Source organism: Klebsiella africana (genome assembly GCF_020526085.1).
GTDB lineage: Bacteria > Pseudomonadota > Gammaproteobacteria > Enterobacterales > Enterobacteriaceae > Klebsiella > Klebsiella africana.
Genome location: NZ_CP084874.1, coordinates 5,061,485 through 5,085,017 on the forward strand (window position 1 = coordinate 5,061,485; position 23,533 = coordinate 5,085,017).

The window sequence follows — 23,533 nt, forward strand, 5'->3', positions numbered from 1 at the left end:
AATAATGCCATGGCAAAAAGCGCAGCGGCCCTGCATATCCTGGTCAAAGAAGAGAAACTTGCACTGGAGATCCTCGCCAAACTGGAGCGGGGCGTCAGCTTCGATCATCTGGCAAAGCGCTATTCTAAATGTCCGTCGGGACGCAACGGCGGCGACTTAGGCGAGTTTCAGCAAGGCGCGATGGTCGGCCCGTTTGATCAAGCCGTCTTCAGCTGTCCGCTACTCAAACCCTATGGCCCGGTGAAAACCAAATTCGGCTACCATATTATCAAGGTGCTGTATCGCCGCTAGCGCGTGCTACTATGGCGCCCTGATTTTCCCAACTCAATCAAGGCGCAATCATGGCTAAAACCGCGGCAGCACTGCACATCCTGGTAAAAGAAGAGAAACTGGCTCTTGATCTGCTTGAGCAGCTTAAGAACGGCGCCGATTTCGGCAAGCTGGCAAAGAAACACTCCATTTGTCCGTCAGGCAAACGCGGCGGCGATCTGGGTGAGTTCCGTCAGGGCCAGATGGTACCGGCCTTCGATAAAGTGGTCTTCTCCTGCCCTGAACTGGAGCCAACCGGCCCGCTGCATACCCAGTTCGGCTACCACATCATCAAAGTGCTGTACCGGAAATAAACAACAAGGCCTTCTCAAAGAGAAGGCCTTTAATGTTTGCACCCTCTCCCTGTGGGAGAGGGTTGGGGTGAGGGCATCCGCCCGCACCTTTTGTTTTATCAACCGGCGACGGCAATACGCTTCATATCAGTCATATAACCGCGCAGTTTTTTGCCCACTTCTTCGATTGCGTGGCTGCGAATCGCTTCGTTCACGTCACGCAGCTGAGCGTTATCTACCGCACCTTCGGCAATCGCCGTGCCCAGGTCGCCCGTCTGCAGGGTGGTCATGAACTCTTGCAGCAGCGGTACACAAGCGTAAGAGAACAGGTAGTTACCGTATTCAGCGGTATCGGAGATAACCACGTTCATCTCATACAGACGCTTACGGGCGATGGTGTTGGCGATAAGCGGCAGCTCATGCAGTGATTCATAGTAAGCAGACTCTTCGATGATGCCAGAGGCCACCATGGTTTCGAAGGCCAGCTCAACGCCCGCTTTCACCATCGCGATCATCAGAACGCCTTTATCGAAGTACTCCTGCTCGCCGATTTTGCCTTCATACTGCGGCGCAGTTTCGAAAGCGGTTTTGCCGGTCTCTTCACGCCAGGTCAGCAGTTTCTTATCATCGTTTGCCCAGTCAGCCATCATGCCGGAGGAGAATTCGCCGGAGATGATATCGTCCATGTGTTTCTGGAACAGCGGCGCCATGATCTCTTTCAGCTGCTCGGACAGCGCATAAGCGCGCAGTTTCGCCGGGTTGGAGAGGCGATCCATCATCAGGGTGATGCCGCCCTGCTTCAGCGCTTCGGTGATGGTTTCCCAGCCGAACTGAATCAGTTTTTCTGCATACGCCGGGTCGGTACCTTCCGCCACCAGCTTGTCGAAGCACAGCAGAGAACCCGCCTGCAGCATGCCGCAGAGGATGGTCTGCTCGCCCATCAGGTCAGACTTCACTTCCGCCACGAAGGAAGACTCCAGGACGCCCGCACGGTGGCCGCCAGTCGCCGCCGCCCATGCTTTGGCAATGGCCATGCCTTCGCCTTTCGGGTCGTTTTCCGGGTGTACCGCGATAAGCGTCGGTACGCCGAAACCACGTTTGTATTCTTCACGCACTTCGGTACCCGGGCACTTCGGCGCCACCATCACCACGGTGATGTCTTTACGGATCTGCTCGCCCACTTCCACGATGTTGAAGCCATGGGAGTAACCCAGCGCTGCGCCGTCTTTCATCAGCGGCTGTACGGAACGCACAACGTCTGAGTGCTGTTTGTCCGGCGTCAGGTTAACGACCAGGTCGGCCTGCGGGATCAGCTCTTCATAGGTTCCGACTTTGAAGCCGTTTTCAGTCGCTTTACGCCAGGAGGCGCGCTTCTCAGCGATCGCTTCTTTACGCAGCGCATAGGAAATATCCAGGCCGGAGTCACGCATATTCAGACCCTGGTTCAGGCCCTGCGCGCCGCAGCCGACGATGACCACTTTTTTACCCTGAAGGTAGCTTGCGCCATCGGCGAATTCGTCGCGCGCCATAAAGCGGCATTTGCCCAACTGTGCCAGCTGCTGGCGCAGGTTCAGTGTATTAAAGTAGTTCGCCATGTCTGTAACTCCGTGATGTTGTGTCGTGCTTATTGTTCGGTTCGCTTTTGCGAGAATGAACTTACTATATGACAGGAATTTTATTGCGGAAATTGATATATTCACAACGTCACGTTGCATTTTATGAAATACAAAACCGGGGAGTACGCGCCGTGGATTTACGCGATCTGAAAACCTTTCTGCATCTGGCGGAAAGCCGCCATTTTGGCCGCAGCGCGCGGGCCATGCACGTCAGTCCATCGACGCTTTCGCGCCAGATCCAGCGCCTGGAAGAGGACCTCGGCCAGCCGTTGTTCGTGCGTGATAATCGCACGGTAACCCTCACCGAAGCCGGGGAAGAGTTACGCACCTTTGCCCAGCAAACTTTATTGCAGTACCAGCAGCTTCGCCACACGATCGATCAGCAGGGCCCTTCGCTCTCCGGCGAGCTGCATATCTTCTGCTCTGTCACCGCTGCCTATAGCCATCTGCCGCCAATCCTCGACCGCTTTCGCGCCGCGCATCCCTCGGTGGAGATCAAGCTCTCGACCGGGGACGCCGCCGACGCCATGGAGAAGGTGGTCACCGGCGAAGCCGACCTGGCGATTGCCGGTAAACCGGAGACCCTGCCGGGGTCGGTGGCGTTTTCGATGCTGGAGAATCTCGCCGTGGTGTTAATTGCCCCAGCCCTTCCCTGCCCGGTACGTAACCAGGTAACCGTCGATCGCCCCGACTGGTCGACGGTGCCTTTTATCATGGCCGATCAGGGGCCTGTACGTCGGCGCATCGAGCTGTGGTTTCGGCGGCATAAAATCAGTAACCCGTCGATCTACGCTACCGTCGGCGGACACGAAGCGATGGTGTCGATGGTCGCGCTCGGCTGCGGCGTGGCGCTACTGCCGGAGGTAGTGCTGGAAAACAGTCCGGAACCGGTACGCAACCGGGTGATGATCCTGGAACGCAGCGATGAGCAAACTCCGTTTGAGCTGGGCGTTTGCGCACAAAAAAAGCGGCTGCATGAGCCGCTTATTGATGCTTTCTGGAAAATTCTGCCTAACCACTAACCCGCGAGGAAAAAGCGGAATGCCGGGTTATGCGTTTCGTCGTGGCACTCATAGCCCAGTTCATTGAGACGGGTTTCAAAGTCCGGCTCGTGCTCGCCCAGCTCAAAGGCCGCTAACACCCGACCATAGTCGGTGCCGTGGCTGCGGTAGTGGAACAGCGAAATATTCCAGTGGGTGCCAAGGGTATGCAGGAACTTCAGCAGCGCCCCTGGCGATTCCGGAAACTCGAAGCTGAACAGACGCTCCTGCAGCGCTTTTGACGGCCGGCCGCCGACCATATAGCGCACATGGAGCTTGGCCATTTCGTCATCGGAAAGGTCAACGACGCTGTAGCCGCCATCGTTCAGTAACTGGAGGATCTCTTTACGCTCTTCCAGGCCACGACTCAGGCGTACCCCGACAAAAATGCAGGCGTCTTTGGCATCGGCAAAGCGGTAGTTAAACTCCGTCACCGAACGCCCGCCCAGCAGCTGGCAAAATTTCAGAAAGCTGCCCTTCTCTTCCGGGATCGTCACCGCCAGCAGCGCTTCGCGCTGTTCACCGAGCTCGCAGCGTTCAGACACGTAGCGCAGACCGTGGAAGTTGACGTTGGCCCCGGACAGAATGTGAGCCAGTCGCTCGCCGCGAATATTGTGCTGGGCGACATATTTCTTCATCCCCGCCAGCGCCAGCGCCCCGGAAGGCTCCGCCACCGCCCGCACATCCTCGAAAAGATCCTTCATCGCCGCGCAGATAGCATCGCTATCAACGGTAATGATGTCGTCCAGATACTCCTGGCACAAACGGAAGGTTTCATCGCCGATGCGTTTGACCGCCACACCTTCGGCAAACAAGCCGACGCGCGGGAGATCCACCGGATGACCGGCATCAAGCGCCGCTTTCAGGCAGGCGGAATCTTCCGCCTCCACCGCGATCACTTTGATCTGCGGCATCAACTGCTTGATCAGCACTGCCACGCCCGCCGCCAGACCGCCGCCGCCCACCGGGACGAATACGCGGTCAAGATGGGCATCCTGCTGCAGCAGCTCCAGCGCCAGCGTTCCCTGACCGGCGATGACCATCGGATGATCGAACGGCGGCACCCAGGTAAAACCTTGCTGTTGCGCCAGCTCAATCGCTCTCGCCTTCGCTTCGTCAAAGTTGGCGCCGTGCAACAGCACTTCGCCGCCAAAGCCGCGAACGGCATCGACTTTGATATCGGCGGTCGCTACCGGCATCACAATCAGCGCCTTAACGCCCAGCCGCGATGCGGAAAACGCTACGCCCTGGGCATGGTTGCCTGCCGAAGCGGTGATCACCCCGTGGGATTTCTGTTCCGCCGTCAGGCTGGACATCATCGCGTAAGCGCCGCGCAGCTTAAAGCTGTGTACCGGCTGGCGATCTTCACGCTTCACCAGAATAACGTTATCCAGCCGCGACGAGAGCTTATCCATTTTTTGCAGCGGCGTTTTCTGCACCGCTTCATAAACCGGTGCGCGCAGCACTGCTCGCAGGTACTCGGCGCCCTCAGGGGCGCCGGACAAGGGTTGTGAATCCGCCATGATTAGCCACCCAGCTTGGATTTATCGCGTACCGCGCCTTTGTCGGCGCTGGTCGCCAGGCTGGCGTAGGCGCGAAGGGCAAAGGAGACCTGACGCTGGCGATTCTTCGGCGTCCACGCCTGGTCGCCACGCGCTTCCTGGGCTTCACGACGCGCCGCAATTTCCGCATCGCTCAGCTGCAGCTGGATGCTACGGTTCGGAATATCGATAGCAATCATGTCGCCATCTTCAATGAGCGCAATGTTGCCGCCGCTCGCCGCTTCCGGAGAGACGTGACCGATAGAGAGCCCTGAGGTGCCGCCGGAGAAACGGCCATCGGTGATCAGCGCGCACGCTTTACCCAGCCCCATCGACTTCAGGAAGCTGGTAGGGTAAAGCATCTCCTGCATCCCCGGCCCGCCTTTCGGCCCTTCGTAGCGGATCACCACGACATCGCCTTCAACGACTTTGCCGCCGAGGATAGCCTCTACCGCATCGTCCTGGCTCTCATACACTTTCGCCGGACCGGTAAATTTCAGGATGCTGTCGTCAACGCCGGCGGTTTTCACGATACAGCCGTTTTCCGCGAAATTGCCGTACAGCACTGCCAGGCCGCCATCTTTGCTGTAAGCGTGTTCCAGAGAGCGGATACAGCCTTCGGCGCGATCGTCATCCAGGGTATCCCAGCGGCAGTCTTGCGAGAACGCCTGGGTGGTGCGGATGCCCGCCGGGCCGGCGCGGAACATTTTTTTCACCGCGTCGTCCTGGGTCACCATCACATCGTACTGTTCCAGGGTCTGCGGCAGCGTCAGACCGAGGACGTTTTTAACCTCGCGGTTCAACAGCCCGGCACGGTCCAGCTCGCCCAGAATGCCCAGCACGCCGCCGGCGCGATGCACATCTTCCATATGGTATTTCTGCGTGCTCGGCGCCACCTTACACAACTGCGGCACTTTACGGGAAAGCTTATCGATATCGCTCATGGTGAAGTCGATTTCAGCTTCTTGCGCCGCCGCCAGCAGATGCAGGACGGTATTGGTGGAACCGCCCATGGCGATATCCAGCGTCATGGCGTTCTCAAAAGCCGCCTTGCTGGCGATATTGCGCGGCAGCGCGGAAGCGTCATCCTGCTCGTAATAGCGTTTGGTCAGCTCCACGATACGTTTCCCGGCGTTCAGGAACAGCTCCTTACGATCGGCGTGGGTCGCCAGCAGCGAGCCGTTGCCCGGCTGCGACAGGCCCAGCGCTTCGGTCAGGCAGTTCATGGAGTTCGCGGTGAACATCCCGGAACAGGAGCCGCAGGTCGGGCAGGCGGAACGCTCTACCTGATTGCTCTGCTCGTCGGACACTTTCGGATCCGCCCCCTGAATCATCGCATCCACCAGGTCAAGCTTGATGATTTTATCTGACAGCTTGGTCTTCCCGGCTTCCATCGGGCCGCCGGAAACAAAGATCACCGGAATGTTCAGGCGCAGGGAGGCCATCAGCATCCCCGGGGTGATTTTGTCGCAGTTGGAGATACAGACCATGGCATCAGCGCAGTGGGCGTTAACCATATACTCCACCGAGTCGGCGATCAGCTCGCGGGATGGCAGTGAATAGAGCATACCCCCGTGGCCCATAGCGATCCCATCATCCACTGCGATGGTGTTGAATTCTTTGGCCACACCTCCGGCGGCTTCAATCTGCTCGGCAACCAGTTTGCCGAGGTCGCGCAGGTGCACGTGCCCGGGAACAAACTGGGTAAAGGAGTTAACGACGGCGATAATCGGTTTGCCGAAATCGGCATCGGTCATCCCGGTTGCGCGCCACAACGCGCGGGCGCCCGCCATATTGCGGCCATGTGTGGTGGTGGCGGAACGGTACTTAGGCATGCTCTTTTTACTCCCATCTGTGTTTATTAAATGGGACGGTGCGTGCCGTCCCATTTTTAATTACTTACTTACCGGATCCAACCAGCCCCATTTATCTTCTGTTTCACCGGTGAAGAGGCCAAAGAAGGCTTCCTGAATGCGTTTGGTTACCGGACCGCGACGGCCTGCGCCGACCTGGATACCATCCACGCTGCGTACCGGGGTGATTTCCGCCGCGGTGCCGGACATGAAGACTTCATCCGCCAGATACAGGGATTCACGGGACAACACCTGCTCGCGGACTTCGATACCAAGATCTTTCGCCAGCTTGATAATGGCGTCGCGGGTAATGCCCGGCAGCGCGGAAGAGGTAAACGGCGGGGTGAACAGTACGCCGTCCTTCACTTCAAACAGGTTTTCCCCTGCGCCTTCGGAGATATAGCCGTTAACATCGAGAGCGATACCTTCCTGATAACCATGGCGACGCGCTTCACTGCCGACCAGCAGCGAGGAAAGATAGTTACCGCCGGCTTTCGCTGCCGTCGGGATAGTGTTCGGCGCCGCGCGGTTCCAGGAAGAAACCATTGCATCGATCCCCTGCTCAAGCGCTTCTGCGCCGAGGTAGGCTCCCCACGGGAACGCCGCGATGATCACGTCAGTGTTATAACCCGGAGGCGGGTTAACCCCCATACCGACATCGCCAACAAACACCAGCGGACGGATATAAGCGCTGGTCAGATTATTGGTACGAATGACTTCGCGGCAGGCTTCCATCAGTTCCTCGACGCTCTGGGAGACCGGGAAACGATAAATTTTGGCTGAATCATGCAGACGCTGCATATGTTCGCGATGACGGAACACCACCGGGCCTTTGTGCGAGTCGTAGCAACGGATCCCTTCGAATACCGAGGTACCGTAGTGCAGCGCATGGGACATGACATGAACTTTCGCTTCGCCCCACGGAACCATCTCGCCATTGAACCAAATGTAATCAGCTTTTTTCGTCGTCATTTTTCTTCCTTTGCGCTCAGGCGCGGATTTGTTGTGATGTGGGTTGCTGGATCTCGACGCAGGCAACGTCGACCAGTTTGCTTAATTGACTAAACAGTAATTCGACGGGCCGCGGGCTGGCAACGGTCAATTCGATATTTATATTTTGCGCATCTGCCGCGGTTTCCATGTTCATTGCGCAGATTTGAAAACCCCGGTGGCGGACAACGCGCAGCACGCGCTCTAAGGTTTCCGGGTTGAAACGTGCCTGTAAAGCGACCTGATGTTGCATCATGATAATTTCTCCAGCATTTCAGAGTTACTGGCGCCGGGCGGCACCAACGGCCAGACATTCTCAAGTTCGTCGATTGAGACATGAAGCAGGTATGGCCCCTGGCTCGAAAGCATGGTGTCGAGTGCCGCTTCAACCTGGTCTTTACGGGTGATGTGTTGGCCAGGAATACCGAAGGCGCTGGCCAGCGTGAGGAAATCAGGGTTATCAGTCAGAGTGGTTTCGCTATAACGTTCCTGGAAAAACAACTGCTGCCATTGTCGAACCATCCCTAACCGCTGGTTGTCGAGTAATACGATCTTCAGCGGTAACTGCTTGCGTTTAACGGTGCCCAGCTCCTGCACATTCATCATGAAGGAGCCGTCACCGGAGATACAGATCACCGTATCGTCCGGACGCGCCACCTGGGCGCCAACGGCGGCCGGCAGGCCAAAGCCCATGGTGCCTAAGCCGCTGGAGGTGATGAAGTTTTCCGGGCGGGTATAGGTCATATGCTGAGCCGACCACATCTGGTGCTGGCCAACGTCGGTTGTCACTACGCTGTCCGCCGGCTTGCGGTCGGAAAGCTGCTTCAGCAGCAGCGGCGCGTAGATTGCCTCACCGGGATGATCGTAACGCCAGGCATGCTCGGCACGCAGTGCGGCACTCCGCTCGCGCCAGCCATCGATCGCTAACGGCTGCTGCAGCGCTGGCAGCAAGCGGTTCAGATCGCCTGTCAAACCGATGTGCGCCTGGCGCAGCTTGTTCAGTTCTGCCGGATCGATGTCCATGTGGATCACTTTGGCATGCGGCGCGAAGGTATTGAGCTTACCGGTCACGCGATCGTCAAAGCGCGCGCCGACGGCGATCAGCAGATCGCACTCCTGTACCGCCAGGTTGGCCGCCTTAGTGCCGTGCATTCCCAGCATGCCGAGATAATAGGGATAATCGGCATCCACCACCCCCAGCCCTTTCAGGGTACAGGTTGCCGGCATTCGGGTCGCCGCCAGGAATTCGCGCAGCGCCGGTACCGCCTGCGCCATGCCGACCCCACCACCAACATACAGCATCGGTTGCTGCGATTGAGCCAGCATCTGCAGAGCCTGCGCCACTTCCGCTTGCGGAAATGCCATCTCATCGGCAACGGTAGAGAAATGGGGATCGAGGTCGCCCTGCGCCATCTGAATATCCTTAGGGATATCAACCAGCACCGGACCTGGACGGCCTGAGTTTGCCACCTGGAAAGCTTCAGCAATAACCCGCGGCAGCTCGTCCAGAGACTGCACAAGGAAACTGTGCTTAGTACAGGCCAGTGACAAACCGAGAACGTCTACTTCCTGGAACGCATCCGTGCCGATGAAGGGTGCGGCCACCTGGCCGGTGATAGCTACGATGGGTATAGAGTCAAGCAGGGCGTCCGCCAGGCCGGTGATCAGATTGGTCGCGCCCGGGCCGGACGTCGCGATACACACCCCGGTTTTACCAGTTGCTCGCGCATAACCAATGGCCGCCATGGCTGCCCCTTGCTCATGCCGGCACAGCAGATGCTCCACGCCGCCGTCATACAGTGCATCGTAAACCGGCATAATTGCGCCACCCGGATAGCCAAAAACTGTGTCGACTCCCTGTGTCCGCAAAGCATGTACCACCCACTGCGCGCCATTCATAGTTAGTTCCCCGTCATAAATCGGGAGAAACAGAATTTTATGCTAAAAGTCATCATCTGCTCCTCGCTTAGGTTATTTCAGTTATAAAAAAACCCCCGGACCTTTCGGTGCGGGGGTCTTAGTTCGTTAAGGCTTGATTTCTAAGCCTTTCCTCGTCCAAGTGCAGCCCCGCACGGTGGGATAATAATCACCACCACGCTAATCACGACCAGGCTAATCACTCGTAGAAGGGCTGTCATTTTCTGTACTTTCTGGCTTCTTGTTCGAAGGAATACCTAAAGAGGTACCACAGACATCACATAAAACACAAGATTTTTTTATATCTTCGTTGCTGAGCAGACTAACGGTTTCAATAAAAATAATTGTTTTATATGAAAAAAATTAAAAATGAAAAAAATTCAGTTTTCTCACGCCGGCCGGGCTCTTCTGCGCCCTTTTTGCCAACATAGCTCTGCTTTGCGAGCGAACTTCCATTTTCGGCTAAATGTAACGATATGCCGCGAAAAGTATGGATACGTCGTTCTAACTTCGCACTTTTTCCGTTCTCGCTTTACGTCACGCCCACCATAATTCTTCTCTGTCCAGGAGGATTTATGTCGCTCGCTATCGTCTATACTCGCGCGGCGCTCGGTATCGAAGCGCCATTGATTACTGTTGAGGTTCATATCAGCAACGGTCTCCCAGGTCTGACTATGGTCGGGCTGCCGGAAACCACCGTGAAAGAGGCCCGCGACCGGGTCCGCAGCGCCCTGATCAACAGCGGCTACGCTTTCCCTGCGAAGAAGATAACCATTAACCTGGCGCCAGCAGATCTGCCCAAAGAAGGCGGACGATACGATCTGCCCATCGCTCTCGCGCTTCTCGTTGCCTCAGAGCAGCTCAACACGACGCGACTGACTCAATATGAGTTTGTAGGCGAACTCGCCCTTACAGGTGGGTTACGCGGCGTTCCAGGGGCGATCCCCAGCGCAATGGAAGCCATCAAAGCCGGCCGGCGCATTGTCGTCTCCTCTGACAATGCGGCTGAGGTGGGTCTAATCGGCGGCAGCGATTGTCTGGTCGCCGACCATCTGCAGGAGGTGTGCGCCTTTCTTGCGGGTCAGACATCGCTTTCGCCGCCTCTCGCCGAGGCGCCTGCTCTGGATAAACACTACGACGATCTGCGCGATGTTATCGGCCAGCAGCAGGGCAAACGGTCGCTGGAGATTGTAGCAGCCGGTGGCCACAATCTGCTCCTGATAGGCCCCCCCGGCACCGGGAAAACCATGCTTGCCAGCCGACTCCCCGGTCTCCTGCCGCCATTAAGCAATCAGGAAGCACTGGAGAGCACAGCCATACAGAGTCTGGTTAATCTCCACACCGCGAAGTCGCGGTGGCGGCAAAGACCGTTTCGCGCTCCTCACCATAGCGCCTCGCTGGCAGCCATGGTAGGCGGAGGCTCAATACCTGTTCCCGGGGAGATTTCACTGGCCCACAATGGCGTGCTGTTTCTTGATGAACTGCCAGAGTTTGAACGGCGGGTACTGGACGCGCTGCGTGAGCCCATTGAGTCAGGCAAGATCCACATATCACGATCGCGCGCCAAGATTGACTATCCGGCACGCTTTCAGCTTATCGCGGCGATGAACCCAAGCCCGACAGGGCATTATCAGGGTAAACATAATCGTGCCTCGCCTGAGCAGACCTTGCGTTACCTTGGACGTCTGTCAGGCCCCTTCCTTGACCGCTTCGATCTCTCCTTAGAGATCCCGCTGCCGCCGCCAGGGATACTGAGCCAGGGCACGCAGGGTGAAGAGTCTAGCGCAACGGTTCGACGACGGGTGCTGGCAGCGCGTGAACGGCAAATACGCAGGCAAAATAAGCTCAATGCCCATCTTGAGAATCGTGAAATGAAGAGCTGCTGCCACTTACGCCGGGAAGACGCTGTCTGGCTGGAACAGACGCTAACGCAGCTGGGGCTCTCTATTCGAGCCTGGCAGCGTCTGTTAAAGGTGGCGAGAACCATTGCCGACCTGGCAGAAGCTGAAGAGATTGAACGCCATCATTTGCAGGAAGCGCTCAGTTATCGGGCAATAGACCGAATGCTCAGCCATCTGCAGAAGATGATGGCGTAAAAAAAGGGCTTACGCCCTTTTTTCTTAGTCATCGCTTTCGGTGTAATCGTCAGCGCCTTCCATCTGCGGTTTGCCGCCGGAAAGAGTATGGAAACGCTTCGGCCGCTTGATACGCGCCATATACTTGATCCATACACGTTCTGCTTCCGTTACCGGCTCACGTTCACCACGGCACACCGAGACAAATTGCTTTTCATCGTCGGTAACAGGTTCGCGTTTACCCAGTTCCAGTTCGTTAAAGGCATAACCATGACGTTCCAGCAGTTGCGCCTCTTTGATGGTGAAATCACCGTGACGGGAGAACCCGCGTGGATAATTTTTATTGTCGAAAAAACGATTAGTCGTCGTAAAGCTTTCCGCCATCCTACACGCTCCTGATTCTTTGGCCGAGCTATTTATGGCGCGGAGTATTAGTTACGCTTGACAGAGCGTCAAACAAAACATTTAAATCATCACGACAAATAATTTTGTGGAGAACGGTGTGGATACGGAATTGCTCAAGACTTTCCTGGAAGTGAGCAGAACTCGTCACTTTGGGCGAGCAGCAGAGGCGCTTTACCTGACGCAGTCAGCGGTCAGCTTTCGTATTCGTCAGCTGGAAAATCAACTTGGTGTGAACCTGTTCACCCGTCATCGTAATAACATTCGCCTGACGACTGCCGGCGAAAAGCTCCTGCCCTACGCTGAAACGCTAATGAATACCTGGCAGGCTGCGCGCAAGGAGGTGGCACACTCTTCCCGACATAATGAATTCTCCATCGGGGCCAGCGCCTCCCTATGGGAATGTATGCTTAACGGCTGGCTAGGCACGCTTTATAACGCTCCCTACAATCTCCAGTTTGAAGCGCGTATTGCGCAGCGACAGTCGCTGGTTAAACAGCTTCACGAACGCCAGTTGGATCTGCTGATCACCACCGAATCGCCGAAGATGGATGAATTAAGCAGCCAGCTGTTGGGTAATTTTACTCTTGCCCTGTATTGCGCATCGCCTGCAAAAAACAGAAATGAATTGAATTACCTGCGCCTTGAATGGGGGCCTGATTTTCAGCAAAACGAAGTGGGACTGATAGGAAGCGATGATGTTCCGCTGCTCACTACCTCTTCAGCTGAACTGATCTATCAGCAATTATCGCGCCTGAACGGCTGCTGTTGGCTACCTGTTCGCTGGGCGAAAGAGAAGCATGGGTTACATACGGTCATGGACAGCGCTACGCTTTCCCGTCCACTCTATGCGATCTGGTTACAAAATAGCGATAAGCAGGCGCCGATCCATGAGATCCTGAAAAACCCTATCCTGGAATAAGCGCTACTCTCCATGGACGGAGATCAGCAAGGTATTTTCGTAGGGGCTATTGCAATTGGAGAGTTGAGATAAAAAAAAATCCTTTGCCTGAGCAAAGGATTCTTATAAATGGCAGGGGCGGAGAGACTCGAACTCCCAACACCCGGTTTTGGAGACCGGTGCTCTACCAATTGAACTACGCCCCTAAAATTTTCTTACCACTAAGCCTGCTATCTGAGCAGGCTTAATGTTAAATAAGTGGCGGAACGGACGGGACTCGAACCCGCGACCCCCTGCGTGACAGGCAGGTATTCTAACCGACTGAACTACCGCTCCACCGAATTTCTTCGCTTTATTACCACCGGTTGTCATCCCGGCTTACTGCAATTTGATGCCTGGCAGTTCCCTACTCTCACATGGGGAGACCCCACACTACCATCGGCGCTACGGCGTTTCACTTCTGAGTTCGGCATGGGGTCAGGTGGGACCACCGCGCTAGTGCCGCCAGGCAAATTCTGTTTTATCAGCCCGTCTTTAAGACGTACTGATTAATCTGTATCAGAGCTGAAAATTCTCTCAATCCGCCAAAACATCTTCGGCGTTGTAAGGTTAAGCCTCACGGTTCATTAGTACCGGTTAGCTCAACGCATCGCTGCGCTTACACACCCGGCCTATCAACGTCGTCGTCTTCAACGTTCCTTCAGGAGACTTATAGTCTCAGGGAGAACTCATCTCGGGGCAAGTTTCGTGCTTAGATGCTTTCAGCACTTATCTCTTCCGCATTTAGCTACCGGGCAGTGCCATTGGCATGACAACCCGAACACCAGTGATGCGTCCACTCCGGTCCTCTCGTACTAGGAGCAGCCCCCCTCAATTCTCCAGCGCCCACGGCAGATAGGGACCGAACTGTCTCACGACGTTCTAAACCCAGCTCGCGTACCACTTTAAATGGCGAACAGCCATACCCTTGGGACCTACTTCAGCCCCAGGATGTGATGAGCCGACATCGAGGTGCCAAACACCGCCGTCGATATGAACTCTTGGGCGGTATCAGCCTGTTATCCCCGGAGTACCTTTTATCCGTTGAGCGATGGCCCTTCCATTCAGAACCACCGGATCACTATGACCTGCTTTCGCACCTGCTCGCGCCGTCACGCTCGCAGTCAAGCTAGCTTATGCCATTGCACTAACCTCCTGATGTCCGACCAGGATTAGCTAACCTTCGTGCTCCTCCGTTACGCTTTGGGAGGAGACCGCCCCAGTCAAACTACCCACCAGACACTGTCCGCAACCCGGATTACGGGTCGACGTTAGAACATCAAACATTAAAGGGTGGTATTTCAAGGTTGGCTCCACGCAGACTGGCGTCCACGCTTCAAAGCCTCCCACCTATCCTACACATCAAGGCTCAATGTTCAGTGTCAAGCTATAGTAAAGGTTCACGGGGTCTTTCCGTCTTGCCGCGGGTACACTGCATCTTCACAGCGAGTTCAATTTCACTGAGTCTCGGGTGGAGACAGCCTGGCCATCATTACGCCATTCGTGCAGGTCGGAACTTACCCGACAAGGAATTTCGCTACCTTAGGACCGTTATAGTTACGGCCGCCGTTTACCGGGGCTTCGATCAAGAGCTTCTCCTTACGGATAACCCCATCAATTAACCTTCCGGCACCGGGCAGGCGTCACACCGTATACGTCCACTTTCGTGTTTGCACAGTGCTGTGTTTTTAATAAACAGTTGCAGCCAGCTGGTATCTTCGACTGGTCTCAGCTCCGTCCGCAGGGACTTCACCTACACACCAGCGTGCCTTCTCCCGAAGTTACGGCACCATTTTGCCTAGTTCCTTCACCCGAGTTCTCTCAAGCGCCTTGGTATTCTCTACCTGACCACCTGTGTCGGTTTGGGGTACGATTTAATGTTACCTGATGCTTAGAGGCTTTTCCTGGAAGCAGGGCATCTGTCACTTCAGTACCGTGGTACCTCGTCATCACACCTCAGCCTTGATTATCCGGATTTGCCTGGATAACCAGCCTACATGCTTAAACCGGGACAACCGTCGCCCGGATGACATAGCCTTCTCCGTCCCCCCTTCGCAGTAACACCAAGTACAGGAATATTAACCTGTTTCCCATCGACTACGCCTTTCGGCCTCGCCTTAGGGGTCGACTCACCCTGCCCCGATTAACGTTGGACAGGAACCCTTGGTCTTCCGGCGAGCGGGCTTTTCACCCGCTTTATCGTTACTTATGTCAGCATTCGCACTTCTGATACCTCCAGCAACCCTCACAGGTCACCTTCGCAGGCTTACAGAACGCTCCCCTACCCAACAACACATAGTGTCGCTGCCGCAGCTTCGGTGCATGGTTTAGCCCCGTTACATCTTCCGCGCAGGCCGACTCGACCAGTGAGCTATTACGCTTTCTTTAAATGATGGCTGCTTCTAAGCCAACATCCTGGCTGTCTGGGCCTTCCCACATCGTTTCCCACTTAACCATGACTTTGGGACCTTAGCTGGCGGTCTGGGTTGTTTCCCTCTTCACGACGGACGTTAGCACCCGCCGTGTGTCTCCCGTGATAACATTCTTCGGTATTCGTAGTTTGCATCGGGTTGGTAAGTCGGGATGACCCCCTAGCCGAAACAGTGCTCTACCCCCGAAGATGAATTCACGAGGCGCTACCTAAATAGCTTTCGGGGAGAACCAGCTATCTCCCGGTTTGATTGGCCTTTCACCCCCAGCCACAAGTCATCCGCTAATTTTTCAACATTAGTCGGTTCGGTCCTCCAGTTAGTGTTACCCAACCTTCAACCTGCCCATGGCTAGATCACCGGGTTTCGGGTCTATACCCTGCAACTTAACGCCCAGTTAAGACTCGGTTTCCCTGCGGCTCCCCTATACGGTTAACCTTGCTACAGAATATAAGTCGCTGACCCATTATACAAAAGGTACGCAGTCACACCCGAAGGTGCTCCCACTGCTTGTACGTACACGGTTTCAGGTTCTTTTTCACTCCCCTCGCCGGGGTTCTTTTCGCCTTTCCCTCACGGTACTGGTTCACTATCGGTCAGTCAGGAGTATTTAGCCTTGGAGGATGGTCCCCCCATATTCAGACAGGATACCACGTGTCCCGCCCTACTCTTCGAGTTCACAGCCTGTGCATTTTGGTGTACGGGACTATCACCCTGTACCGTCGGACTTTCCAGACCGTTCCACTAACACACAAGCTGATTCAGACTCTGGGCTGCTCCCCGTTCGCTCGCCGCTACTGGGGGAATCTCGGTTGATTTCTTTTCCTCGGGGTACTTAGATGTTTCAGTTCCCCCGGTTCGCCTCGTTAACCTATGTATTCAGTTAACGATAGTGCAACGAATTGCACTGGGTTTCCCCATTCGGACATCGCCGGCTATAACGGTTCATATCACCTTACCGACGCTTTTCGCAGATTAGCACGTCCTTCATCGCCTCTGACTGCCAGGGCATCCACCGTGTACGCTTAGTCGCTTAACCTCACAACCCGAAGACGTCTTGTTCTGTCCGGTTCGTTGCGCATCGTGAATCCTGCGTTGTTCCGTACTCGCGATGCTCATGGACATAGAGTCCACTCCGCTCGCTGCGTGCGGTACGCCTTGGCTTCACTTTGCTCACGTCACCTTTTACAGTGTCATCTTCAGATTGCGAAAATTTGAGAGACTCGAACACACTTAAACAGTGTGTCGTTTCAATTTTCAGCTTGATCCAGATTTTTAAAGAGCAAAACTTCGCAGTGCACCTTTTCAGGTTCACTCTGAAGTTTTCTTGTGTTCGCAGTAAAGATGGTGGAGCTATGCGGGATCGAACCGCAGACCTCCTGCGTGCAAAGCAGGCGCTCTCCCAGCTGAGCTATAGCCCCATCGAATGAATCTCTTTAACCTTAATTCGTTTTCGGGCGCGGCGTGGTGAAGCGAAGCATACTGAAGTATGCGAGCTTTGCCACAACAAAGCACGAGAGCGAATTTGGTAGGCCTGAGTGGACTTGAACCACCGACCTCACCCTTATCAGGGGTGCGCTCTAACCACCTGAGCTACAAGCCTGCAGAGATTACTTACTGCTCTATTTTCATCAGACAATCTGTGTGAGCACTACAAAGGCAGGTTCTTTAAGGTAAGGAGGTGATCCAACCGCAGGTTCCCCTACGGTTACCTTGTTACGACTTCACCCCAGTCATGAATCACAAAGTGGTAAGCGCCCTCCCGAAGGTTAAGCTACCTACTTCTTTTGCAACCCACTCCCATGGTGTGACGGGCGGTGTGTACAAGGCCCGGGAACGTATTCACCGTAGCATTCTGATCTACGATTACTAGCGATTCCGACTTCATGGAGTCGAGTTGCAGACTCCAATCCGGACTACGACATACTTTATGAGGTCCGCTTGCTCTCGCGAGGTCGCTTCTCTTTGTATATGCCATTGTAGCACGTGTGTAGCCCTGGTCGTAAGGGCCATGATGACTTGACGTCATCCCCACCTTCCTCCAGTTTATCACTGGCAGTCTCCTTTGAGTTCCCGGCCGGACCGCTGGCAACAAAGGATAAGGGTTGCGCTCGTTGCGGGACTTAACCCAACATTTCACAACACGAGCTGACGACAGCCATGCAGCACCTGTCTCACAGTTCCCGAAGGCACCAAAGCATCTCTGCTAAGTTCTGTGGATGTCAAGACCAGGTAAGGTTCTTCGCGTTGCATCGAATTAAACCACATGCTCCACCGCTTGTGCGGGCCCCCGTCAATTCATTTGAGTTTTAACCTTGCGGCCGTACTCCCCAGGCGGTCGATTTAACGCGTTAGCTCCGGAAGCCACGCCTCAAGGGCACAACCTCCAAATCGACATCGTTTACGGCGTGGACTACCAGGGTATCTAATCCTGTTTGCTCCCCACGCTTTCGCACCTGAGCGTCAGTCTTTGTCCAGGGGGCCGCCTTCGCCACCGGTATTCCTCCAGATCTCTACGCATTTCACCGCTACACCTGGAATTCTACCCCCCTCTACAAGACTCTAGCCTGCCAGTTTCGAATGCAGTTCCCAGGTTGAGCCCGGGGATTTCACATCCGACTTGACAGACCGCCTGCGTGCGCTTTACGCCCAGTAATTCCGATTAACGCTTGCACCCTCCGTATTACCGCGGCTGCTGGCACGGAGTTAGCCGGTGCTTCTTCTGCGGGTAACGTCAATCAACAAGGTTATTAACCTTATTGCCTTCCTCCCCGCTGAAAGTGCTTTACAACCCGAAGGCCTTCTTCACACACGCGGCATGGCTGCATCAGGCTTGCGCCCATTGTGCAATATTCCCCACTGCTGCCTCCCGTAGGAGTCTGGACCGTGTCTCAGTTCCAGTGTGGCTGGTCATCCTCTCAGACCAGCTAGGGATCGTCGCCTAGGTGAGCCGTTACCCCACCTACTAGCTAATCCCATCTGGGCACATCTGATGGCATGAGGCCCGAAGGTCCCCCACTTTGGTCTTGCGACGTTATGCGGTATTAGCTACCGTTTCCAGTAGTTATCCCCCTCCATCAGGCAGTTTCCCAGACATTACTCACCCGTCCGCCGCTCGTCACCCGAGAGCAAGCTCTCTGTGCTACCGCTCGACTTGCATGTGTTAGGCCTGCCGCCAGCGTTCAATCTGAGCCATGATCAAACTCTTCAATTTAAGTTTGATGCTCGTGAATTAAACTTCGTAATGAATTACGTATGTTCACTCAGAGACTTGGTATTCATTTTTCGTCCGAGGACGTTAAGAATCCATGTCACTTTGAGTGCCCACACAGATTGTCTGATAAATTGTTAAAGAGCGGTGCAACGCGGCGTTAAGCTCACCGTTGCGAGGTCCCGTATAATACGTTTTCCTCATTCAGAGTCAAGCCCTTATTTTGCTTTTCTCTGTTGGTTTTCAGCGCTGAACTTCACCGCTGAAACCCCGCTGACCCGGCGGCTTGTTTGCCGTTGTTCCGTGTCAGTGGAGGCGCATTATAGGGAGTTCTGAGACGTTGACAAGCCCTGTTTTCAAAAAATTATTCAACCGTCTCTTTTTTGTGCAAAACGCCCTTAGAGCGGTAATTTTTCCAGCGTTGAAAAGCCATAGCGACGCAGAACGGGTAAAAGCTGTTCTGTTTCTGCCGTCAGCGCCATGCAGAATGCTTTATTCTCGTCGCTGGACTTCGCATCCGGCGCTTCATGCTCTAACAGCCAGGCAGTGCGACGGGCAATCGCCGCGCCAGAATCGATCAGCCGCGTGCCCTCCGGCAGAACGCGCTGCAGCTCCTCCTGTAGAAGAGGAAAGTGGGTGCAGCCCAGCACCACCGTATCCGGCGGCTCCTGCATCCGCAGCCACGGCCGCAGGATGCGGCGGAGCTCTTCTAACGGCACAGGCTCGCCGTGCAGCTTCGCTTCCGCCAGCTCCACCAGCTCCGCCGACCCCAGCATTTCAATTCGGCATTCATTGGCAAAGCGGTCGATCAGCTCACGGGTATAAGGACGCTTAACGGTACCGCGCGTCGCCAGCAGGCCAACAATCCCGTTCGCCGTTAAGCGGGCGGCGGGCTTGATCGCCGGCACTACGCCAACGACGGGGAAGGCGAACTTTTCACGCAGGGCAGGCAGGGAGACGGTACTGGCGGTATTGCAGGCGATCACCGCCAGCGCCAAAGGATAGCGTTGCTGGACAGCGGTGACGATTTCCACAACGCGCTCAACGATAAACTCTTCGCTCTTCTCGCCGTACGGGAAAGCGACGTTATCAAAAGCATAGATGTAATGCAGATTCGGCAGCAGCTGCCGAATCTCATTATAAACCGACAACCCACCGACGCCGGAATCAAACACCAGCACGGTGGGACGTGGATCAGAAGGTGTAGCTGCCAGACAAGGTGTATTCCCGTCCTGCAGATTGGTAGCCATAAACTGTCTCGTAATCTTTATCGAACAGGTTGGCTATTTTACCACGAACTGTCAGGTGTGAGGTGACGGGATACGATAAACCGACATCCCAGAGGCTCAAGCCACCCATATTGACGGTACGCGAGTTGTCGTAGTCATAATCGTAACGCTTGCCGATGTAGTGATACGTCACATCCCACCCCAGATCGTAGACCTGGCCGTTCAGCTCATATTTCACCTGCTGCTTCGCCCGGCGATAGAGGATCTTATTGGTTTCATCATCGCGAGGGTCAACATACTGCAGCGTCAGATGATGCTCCACCGGCCCGGTGGTGACATTCCCCGTCCACTCCAGCCCCTTGATCGTCGCCGACTTGACGTTGTAGTAGGCGTTGTTGTCGTAATCGATGAGGTTCTGAATCTCATAGCGATACGCAGAGAGACGCCAGTCGACCGGCCCCGTCAGCCCTTCGAGGCCCACTTCCCACTGCTTCGACTCCTCGGGCTTCAGGTTCGGGTTAGAGGCGATGCCAAAGCGTTCTGCGCCGTACTGCTGCCCGAGGGAGGGGGCGAGGAATCCAGTGCCGTACGAGAGCGTTGTCCGATAACCGTCGATAAATTCCCAGCCTGCCGCCGTCTGCCAGGTACCGTGCCAGCCAAACTGCTCGTCATGATCCTCTCGGCCGGAAGCTTCCAGCGTCACGCTGTCAATCTGCTGCTGGCCCGTGAGATAAAGACCGGTGGTGTCACGCTTATACACGTCGGTACTGGTCGTTCCGCTGGATTTCAGCTTCTCTTGTTTCCAGTCTACGCCGCCGCTCACTGCGCCATGACCCACCACAACATTATTCCCCCACTGGATATAGCGCTGTTCCATATCATCCAGGGTGGTGCCCGCGGCATAGCGGCCAGCGTCGCTGCTGTAGTTGTAATCTTTGATGCGCTGATAGTTTGCAATCAACTGAGAGGAGTAAATCCCGGAGTGATAATGCAAACCGGTATCCCAGGACTGGGTGTAGGACTGGTCTTCATCGTTTCCGCCTGCGTAGCCCCAGTTACCCTGGTCATAGTCAGCGTTGGCGGAATAACCATAGCCGCGGAAGAAACCCGAGAAGTTGTCGTCGAACTGATGCTGTACCCCGCCCCACAGCATTTTATTGCGGTAGCCGTCGCGATCGCTGTCGCCGCTATAAGAGGAATTTGGCTGGACGTTAAATCCTTTGGTGGTCTGATAGGCGCCGGCAGCGGTAACCAGCGTATCGCCAAACCGCTTGTTAAAGGCGCCGTCATAAGACTGATAGCCATTCGTGCCCGCGCCAGCGTTGATTTGCGAACGCTCAGCGTCGGTCATGGTGATAATGTTCACCACCCCGCCGATAGCTCCAGAGCCGTAAACCGCGGAGCGCGGGCCACGGATATATTCCACCCGCTGGACCAGTGAGATAGGGATCTGACTGATATCTACGCCGTTGGAGATTCCCGGACGCGCCATCGGCACACCGTCGATCAGCACCAGCACGTGGCGAGCCTCCGTCCCCCGAACATACAGCGAAGCACTCTGCCCCATGCCGCCGTTGCGGGAAATATCAACCCCGGGAAGACGACGCATCACATCGTTTAAATCTTTGGACTGCCAGCGGTCGATGTCATCGCGCGTCACAACGTCGGTCGGCGCCAGCACGGTATTCACCGGCTGTTGAAAACGGTTTGCTGTCACTACCAGCGTATCTGAATTGCTATCCTGCGCCCAGCCGGAAAATGCCGTGACGGATAAGACCGTCATCAGCGAAGCTTTTTTAATCATTGTAAAAGCATCCGAAACAGAAAAAGGATGCCGCAGGTTTTATCATTTGCTCGCGACGATAAAACCCAGTGCGACGTATTCCGGCAGGTCTTCGGGCTTGGAGGCTGTTTCAAGAAATAATGACTTCCCACGGCTAGCCGCAGTGTCTGCACCGAGTGCGCTCATTTCTCACCTTCCTTACCGCTGCGCGTCAGCCCCAGATTTCCACTGGGTTCCCTTTTAACTCACAGGACCGGTAGGCGAATGCTACAATCAGAATCATATAGATGTCCAGACTGCTAATTATATTTCCCGCGGCATTCGAGGCTGGACATCCCCGGCGCTTTCCCTACAATCCCCGCGTACTTATTTTATTCAGGATGCATCATGACCCCCGAACACCTTCCTACCGAACAATACGAAGCGCAGCTGGCAGAAAAAGTCGTCCGTTTGCAAACCATGATGGCGCCTTTTGCCGCGCCGGTTCCGGAAGTGTTTCGTTCGCCGGTCAGCCACTATCGTATGCGCGCCGAGTTCCGTCTGTGGCACGATGGCGATGATCTGTACCATATTATTTTCGATCAGCAGACCCGGTCGCGGATTCGCGTTGATAGCTTTCCGGCAGCCAGCGCGCTGATCAATCAGCTGATGACCGCCATGCTGGAGGGCGTACGCAACAATCCCGTGCTACGCCATAAGCTGTTCCAGATTGACTATCTGACCACCCTCAGCAACCAGGCGGTCGTTTCGCTGCTGTATCATAAAAAACTCGATGATGCCTGGCGTGAGCAAGCGGAGGCGCTGCGTGACGCCCTGCGAGCCCAGGGACTCAATGTGCATCTGATTGGACGCGCGACCAAAACCAAAATCGAGCTCGATCAAGACTATATAGATGAACGTCTGCCGGTTGGTGGGCGAGAGATGATCTACCGTCAGGTAGAAAACAGCTTTACCCAGCCGAACGCGGCCATGAACATTCAAATGCTGGAGTGGGCGCTGGATGTCACCAAAGGGGCGACCGGCGATCTGCTGGAATTGTACTGCGGCAACGGTAACTTCTCGCTGGCGCTGGCGCGTAATTTCGATCGCGTACTGGCCACCGAAATCGCCAAACCGTCGGTGGCGGCGGCGCAGTACAACATCGCCGCTAACCATATCGACAACGTGCAGATTATCCGCATGGCGGCGGAAGAGTTTACTCAGGCGATGAACGGCGTGCGGGAGTTCAACCGGCTGCAGGGTATCGATCTGCAAAGCTATCAGTGCGAGACCATTTTCGTCGATCCGCCGCGTAGCGGGCTGGACAGTGAAACGGAAAAAATGGTGCAGGCCTATCCGCGTATTCTGTACATTTCGTGCAACCCGGAAACGCTGTGTCGCAATCTGGAGACGCTAAGCCAGACGCACAACGTTACCCGGCTGGCGCTATTCGACCAGTTCCCGTATACCCATCACATGGAGTGCGGCGTTCTGCTGACCCGGAAATAGGCCAAAAAAAACCGGCAACGTCATGTTGCCGGTTTTTTTCCGTTGGCGGCTTACTCGGCCGCCGTATTTTTGCGGTTACGCATCTTGTAGCCGATCCAGAAGACCATCGCGACGGACAGAACGGCCGGGAAGAAGTTAGAACCGATATCCGGGTACTCTGCACGCACGACGGTGCTGTACAACAGCACCCCGAGAATAAAAAAGGCGGCAGCCAGGCCCGGTAGCCCAACGGGCATACTGCGATTCTGATAGCGCTGATGCAGACAGTAGACCGTCAGCAGCAGGGATAAAATGGGGAAGACGGAAAACGGAACTATCGAACTGAACAGCGCCGCAAAGGCGCCATTAATGGATAACCCGGCAATCAGTGCCAGCAGCAGCGTACCTTTATCTTGAACTGAGTGTTTCATTGCTCGT

18 protein-coding genes, 4 tRNA genes, 3 rRNA genes and 1 riboswitch are annotated in these 23,533 nt (G+C 55.3%); of the genes, 6 read left to right on the forward strand and 19 right to left on the reverse strand.

The window, feature by feature from the left end:
- Positions 1 to 9 precede the first annotated feature (9 nt).
- Entirely contained in the window at positions 10 to 291 is a 282-nt protein-coding gene (ppiC, locus tag LGL98_RS24290) for a peptidylprolyl isomerase PpiC (protein WP_002883181.1), read from the forward strand.
- A gap of 50 nt (positions 292 to 341) precedes the next feature.
- Complete coding sequence (gene ppiC / locus LGL98_RS24295) at positions 342 to 623, forward strand: peptidylprolyl isomerase PpiC (RefSeq protein ID WP_002883180.1); 282 nt, start codon at positions 342 to 344, stop codon at positions 621 to 623.
- Positions 624 to 721: 98 nt separating this feature from the next.
- Here ppiC (LGL98_RS24295) and ilvC read toward each other — a convergent pair whose 3' ends face one another.
- Positions 722 to 2,197, reverse strand: coding sequence for a ketol-acid reductoisomerase (gene ilvC / locus LGL98_RS24300; protein ID WP_136031911.1), 1,476 nt, complete (start codon positions 2,195 to 2,197; stop codon positions 722 to 724).
- A 152-nt stretch (positions 2,198 to 2,349) separates the two neighbouring features.
- Here ilvC and ilvY point away from each other — a divergent pair, with 152 nt between their 5' ends.
- The gene (gene ilvY / locus LGL98_RS24305) at positions 2,350 to 3,240 is read left to right on the forward strand and encodes an HTH-type transcriptional activator IlvY (protein ID WP_136031913.1); all 891 of its coding nucleotides are present in this window, start codon (positions 2,350 to 2,352) and stop codon (positions 3,238 to 3,240) included.
- Here the strand turns inward: ilvY and ilvA are convergent.
- The 7 genes from ilvA to ilvL all read right to left on the reverse strand — a co-directional run bounded on the left by ilvA (position 3,237) and on the right by ilvL (position 9,780).
- Positions 3,237 to 4,781: a threonine ammonia-lyase, biosynthetic gene (ilvA, locus tag LGL98_RS24310; RefSeq protein WP_136031915.1), complete on the reverse strand. Its 1,545-nt coding sequence runs from the start codon at positions 4,779 to 4,781 to the stop codon at positions 3,237 to 3,239. The genes ilvY and ilvA overlap by 4 nt on opposite strands.
- Before the next feature lie 2 nt (positions 4,782 to 4,783).
- Positions 4,784 to 6,634, reverse strand: a complete 1,851-nt coding sequence (gene ilvD / locus LGL98_RS24315) for a dihydroxy-acid dehydratase (protein ID WP_002883173.1) — start codon at positions 6,632 to 6,634, stop codon at positions 4,784 to 4,786.
- A gap of 60 nt (positions 6,635 to 6,694) precedes the next feature.
- Positions 6,695 to 7,624, reverse strand: coding sequence for a branched-chain-amino-acid transaminase (ilvE, locus tag LGL98_RS24320; protein WP_135719612.1), 930 nt, complete (start codon positions 7,622 to 7,624; stop codon positions 6,695 to 6,697).
- A gap of 16 nt (positions 7,625 to 7,640) precedes the next feature.
- Positions 7,641 to 7,898: an acetolactate synthase 2 small subunit gene (ilvM, locus tag LGL98_RS24325; protein ID WP_004886870.1), complete on the reverse strand. Its 258-nt coding sequence runs from the start codon at positions 7,896 to 7,898 to the stop codon at positions 7,641 to 7,643.
- Positions 7,895 to 9,541 carry an acetolactate synthase 2 catalytic subunit gene (gene ilvG / locus LGL98_RS24330; protein WP_136031916.1) on the reverse strand — a complete coding sequence of 549 codons (1,647 nt, stop codon included), beginning with the start codon at positions 9,539 to 9,541 and terminating at the stop codon, positions 7,895 to 7,897. Before ilvG ends, ilvM begins: the two co-directional genes overlap by 4 nt.
- 2 nt (positions 9,542 to 9,543) lie before the next feature.
- Positions 9,544 to 9,597, reverse strand: coding sequence for a peptide IlvX (ilvX, locus tag LGL98_RS26380; protein WP_201281575.1), 54 nt, complete (start codon positions 9,595 to 9,597; stop codon positions 9,544 to 9,546).
- An 84-nt stretch (positions 9,598 to 9,681) separates the two neighbouring features.
- On the reverse strand, positions 9,682 to 9,780 hold the full coding sequence (ilvL, locus tag LGL98_RS24340) for an ilv operon leader peptide (protein ID WP_001311244.1): 99 nt from the start codon (positions 9,778 to 9,780) through the stop codon (positions 9,682 to 9,684).
- Positions 9,781 to 10,134: 354 nt separating this feature from the next.
- On the opposite strand from ilvL, the gene LGL98_RS24345 reads away from it, so the two are divergent.
- Positions 10,135 to 11,655, forward strand: coding sequence for a YifB family Mg chelatase-like AAA ATPase (locus LGL98_RS24345; RefSeq protein WP_136031918.1), 1,521 nt, complete (start codon positions 10,135 to 10,137; stop codon positions 11,653 to 11,655).
- Between the two features lie 24 nt (positions 11,656 to 11,679).
- Here the strand turns inward: LGL98_RS24345 and LGL98_RS24350 are convergent, their stop codons facing one another.
- On the reverse strand, positions 11,680 to 12,018 hold the full coding sequence (locus tag LGL98_RS24350) for a MaoP family protein (protein WP_004886877.1): 339 nt from the start codon (positions 12,016 to 12,018) through the stop codon (positions 11,680 to 11,682).
- Between the two features lie 118 nt (positions 12,019 to 12,136).
- On the opposite strand from LGL98_RS24350, the gene hdfR reads away from it, so the two are divergent.
- Positions 12,137 to 12,958: an HTH-type transcriptional regulator HdfR gene (gene hdfR, locus LGL98_RS24355; protein WP_136031919.1), complete on the forward strand. Its 822-nt coding sequence runs from the start codon at positions 12,137 to 12,139 to the stop codon at positions 12,956 to 12,958.
- A gap of 109 nt (positions 12,959 to 13,067) precedes the next feature.
- Here hdfR and LGL98_RS24360 read toward each other — a convergent pair.
- The 9 genes from LGL98_RS24360 to btuB all read right to left on the reverse strand — a co-directional run bounded on the left by LGL98_RS24360 (position 13,068) and on the right by btuB (position 21,649).
- Positions 13,068 to 13,143 (reverse strand) — tRNA-Trp (locus LGL98_RS24360).
- 53 nt (positions 13,144 to 13,196) lie between these two features.
- Positions 13,197 to 13,273: transfer RNA gene (locus LGL98_RS24365), tRNA-Asp, on the reverse strand.
- 57 nt (positions 13,274 to 13,330) lie between these two features.
- Positions 13,331 to 13,446 (reverse strand): 5S ribosomal RNA (rrf, locus tag LGL98_RS24370).
- A gap of 96 nt (positions 13,447 to 13,542) precedes the next feature.
- Positions 13,543 to 16,444: ribosomal RNA gene (locus LGL98_RS24375) — 23S ribosomal RNA — on the reverse strand.
- A gap of 306 nt (positions 16,445 to 16,750) precedes the next feature.
- Positions 16,751 to 16,826 (reverse strand) — tRNA-Ala (locus LGL98_RS24380).
- 105 nt (positions 16,827 to 16,931) lie between these two features.
- Positions 16,932 to 17,008: transfer RNA gene (locus LGL98_RS24385), tRNA-Ile, on the reverse strand.
- A gap of 71 nt (positions 17,009 to 17,079) precedes the next feature.
- A 16S ribosomal RNA gene (locus tag LGL98_RS24390) occupies positions 17,080 to 18,619 on the reverse strand.
- Together the 16S, 23S and 5S rRNA genes with 4 tRNA genes alongside form the textbook arrangement of a ribosomal RNA operon.
- A gap of 395 nt (positions 18,620 to 19,014) precedes the next feature.
- Entirely contained in the window at positions 19,015 to 19,866 is an 852-nt protein-coding gene (murI, locus tag LGL98_RS24395) for a glutamate racemase (RefSeq protein WP_002883026.1), read from the reverse strand.
- On the reverse strand, positions 19,811 to 21,649 hold the full coding sequence (gene btuB, locus LGL98_RS24400; RefSeq protein ID WP_136031350.1) for a TonB-dependent vitamin B12 receptor BtuB: 1,839 nt from the start codon (positions 21,647 to 21,649) through the stop codon (positions 19,811 to 19,813). The genes murI and btuB overlap by 56 nt, the downstream gene beginning before the upstream one ends.
- 65 nt (positions 21,650 to 21,714) lie before the next feature.
- Positions 21,715 to 21,901: riboswitch (cobalamin riboswitch) on the reverse strand.
- A 114-nt stretch (positions 21,902 to 22,015) separates the two neighbouring features.
- Between btuB and trmA the strand changes: the two genes are divergently transcribed.
- Complete coding sequence (gene trmA / locus LGL98_RS24405) at positions 22,016 to 23,116, forward strand: tRNA (uridine(54)-C5)-methyltransferase TrmA (RefSeq protein ID WP_004203692.1); 1,101 nt, start codon at positions 22,016 to 22,018, stop codon at positions 23,114 to 23,116.
- Between the two features lie 50 nt (positions 23,117 to 23,166).
- On the opposite strand, the gene LGL98_RS24410 is transcribed toward trmA, so the two are convergent.
- Entirely contained in the window at positions 23,167 to 23,526 is a 360-nt protein-coding gene (locus LGL98_RS24410) for a YijD family membrane protein (protein ID WP_004203691.1), read from the reverse strand.
- Between the last annotated feature and the right edge of the window lie 7 nt (positions 23,527 to 23,533).